The following is a 2,792-nucleotide window of genomic DNA, read 5'->3' as shown; positions in this document are numbered from 1 at the left end:
TTGCCCCCTCCCCAATAGAAGCGGAGGGGGCAATTCCATGTGGTTGAGCGCGGTACAGTTGGGGAACGCGCTGCTGATCACTGAAGCGCGAGCTCCGAATTCCTGCCGCACGCCCGACTAGATGTAGCCAAACTGTGGGCATTCTTTGCGGCATTTGTGGCTTTTATGTGGCCCGACTTGCCCTGGAATCGGGTGAATTCTCACCATATTCCGGACCGCTCCCGTCCGGATTTCTCGTCCAATTGACCTGTTGCAGAGGGCAGTTGGACAGATACATTCGGCCGCGGTCGACGCGTTCCGGCGCACGCCCCCGCAACCTTGGGGGGCGAGGTCTGACCCGGATTCGCGAAGTGCGGATCTGTGCAAGGGCCAGTAATAGGGGAGTTAGGCATGGCTCAGGGCACCGTCAAGTGGTTCAACGCGGAGAAGGGGTACGGCTTCATCGCGGTCGACGGTGGTGCGGATGTTTTCGTCCACTACAGCGCGATCCAGATGGACGGTTACCGCACCCTTGAAGAAGGCCAGCGGGTCGAGTTCGAGATCTCGCAGGGTCAGAAGGGCCCGCAGGCCGACATGGTCCGCGTCTCTGCCTGATACGCGCGACCACCGCAGCGAACGGTTCTTCTCCGGAGGGCCCGTACCTCGTCGAGGTACGGGCCCTCCGGCATGTTCGCCGGGGGCTGAGCGCCGCCCCCGATCCGGGGGAGGCGCTTGCACTCGCAGGGGTCGAGTGCTAATCATTGCGTTAGCACTCTGAAGGTGAGAGTGACAACGAAGGACCGGGTCGGTGAGGCCCGCAGGCCGGGTGGGGAAGGAACCACGAGGCCGGCGAGCCGTCCGTCGCGGGCGCGGGCGCGGTCCGAAGGAATCACCCCCAGTCCTGGAGGGACCACTTCACATGGCCAAGATCATCGCGTTCGACGAGGAGGCGCGGCGCGGCCTCGAGCGCGGCATGAACCAGCTCGCGGACGCCGTCAAGGTGACGCTCGGCCCCAAGGGCCGCAACGTCGTCCTCGAGAAGAAGTGGGGCGCGCCCACGATCACCAACGACGGCGTCTCCATCGCCAAGGAGATCGAGCTCGAGGACCCGTACGAGAAGATCGGCGCCGAGCTGGTCAAGGAAGTCGCCAAGAAGACGGACGACGTCGCCGGCGACGGTACGACCACCGCGACCGTGCTCGCCCAGGCCCTGGTCAAGGAGGGTCTGCGCAACGTGGCCGCGGGTGCCAACCCGATGGCCCTGAAGCGCGGTATCGAGAAGGCCGTCGAGGCCGTCTCCGCCGCCCTCCTGGAGCAGGCGAAGGACGTCGAGACCAAGGAGCAGATCGCCTCCACGGCCTCCATCTCCGCCGCCGACACCCAGATCGGCGAGCTCATCGCCGAGGCCATGGACAAGGTCGGCAAGGAAGGCGTCATCACCGTCGAGGAGTCCCAGACCTTCGGTCTGGAGCTGGAGCTCACCGAGGGTATGCGCTTCGACAAGGGCTACATCTCGGCGTACTTCGCCACCGACATGGAGCGTATGGAGGCCGTCCTCGACGACCCGTACATCCTGATCGCCAACTCCAAGATCGCCAACGTCAAGGACCTGCTCCCGCTCCTGGAGAAGGTCATGCAGGGCGGCAAGCCGCTGCTGATCATCGCCGAGGACGTCGAGGGCGAGGCCCTGTCGACCCTGGTCGTCAACAAGATCCGCGGCACCTTCAAGTCCGTCGCCGTCAAGGCCCCGGGCTTCGGTGACCGCCGCAAGGCCATGCTCGGCGACATCGCCATCCTCACGGGCGGCGAGGTCATCTCCGAGGAGGTCGGCCTCAAGCTGGAGAACGCGACCCTGGACCTCCTGGGCCGCGCCCGCAAGGTCGTCATCACCAAGGACGAGACCACCATCGTCGACGGCTCCGGCTCCGCCGACCAGGTCGCCGGCCGGGTCAACCAGATCCGCGCCGAGATCGAGAACAGCGACTCGGACTACGACCGCGAGAAGCTCCAGGAGCGCCTGGCCAAGCTCGCGGGCGGCGTCGCGGTCATCAAGGCCGGTGCCGCCACCGAGGTGGAGCTCAAGGAGCGCAAGCACCGCATCGAGGACGCCGTGCGCAACGCCAAGGCGGCCGTCGAGGAGGGCATCGTCGCCGGTGGTGGCGTGGCCCTGCTCCAGGCCAGCCAGGTCTTCGAGAAGCTGGAGCTGGACGGCGACGAGGCGACCGGCGCCAACGCCGTGAAGCTCGCGCTGGAGGCCCCGCTGAAGCAGATCGCCGTCAACGGTGGTCTCGAGGGCGGCGTCGTCGTGGAGAAGGTCCGCAACCTCACCGTCGGCCACGGCCTCAACGCCGCGACCGGTGAGTACGTCGACATGATCGCCGAAGGCATCATCGACCCGGCGAAGGTGACCCGCTCCGCGCTGCAGAACGCGGCCTCCATCGCCGCGCTGTTCCTCACCACCGAGGCCGTCATCGCCGACAAGCCGGAGAAGGCGGGCGCTGCCCCGGCCGGCGGCGGCATGCCGGGCGGTGACATGGACTTCTGATCGACCCGCGGGTTGATCGAGCGTCCTTCGTGCCGAGGGCGGCATTCCCTGTTCCCACAGGGGGTGCCGCCCTCGGGCGTTTTCCCGTGACCGTCGGGGCCACTCGCTTCTCGGCCAGTGTCGTGCTTCCGCGACCCGAGTAAAGGGCGCTCCCTCCGGTCGCGTCGGCTGCGCCGATCGGCCTGCGGCCGCCCCCACGCCCCTCCCTCGTCCCCGGCACGGCGGCACGCGCTCGCGCCTCGCCGGCACGCCACGCCGGTCAAGCGGC

General features: G+C 67.4%; 2 protein-coding genes. Both read left to right on the top strand.

The features are described from left to right. The first annotated feature begins 390 nt into the window (after nt 1–390). Nucleotides 391–594, top strand: coding sequence for a cold-shock protein (locus ACTT8P_RS38025; protein ID WP_010035953.1), 204 nt, complete (start codon nt 391–393; stop codon nt 592–594). Nucleotides 595–898: 304 nt separating this feature from the next. Next, on the top strand, nt 899–2,524 hold the full coding sequence (gene groL, locus ACTT8P_RS38020; RefSeq protein WP_361156287.1) for a chaperonin GroEL: 1,626 nt from the start codon (nt 899–901) through the stop codon (nt 2,522–2,524). Nucleotides 2,525–2,792 lie beyond the last annotated feature (268 nt).

The sequence above is a fragment of the Streptomyces sp. JW3 genome, from assembly GCF_052216785.1.
GTDB lineage: Bacteria > Actinomycetota > Actinomycetes > Streptomycetales > Streptomycetaceae > Streptomyces.
This window is presented reverse-complemented; position numbering and strand designations above follow the sequence as displayed.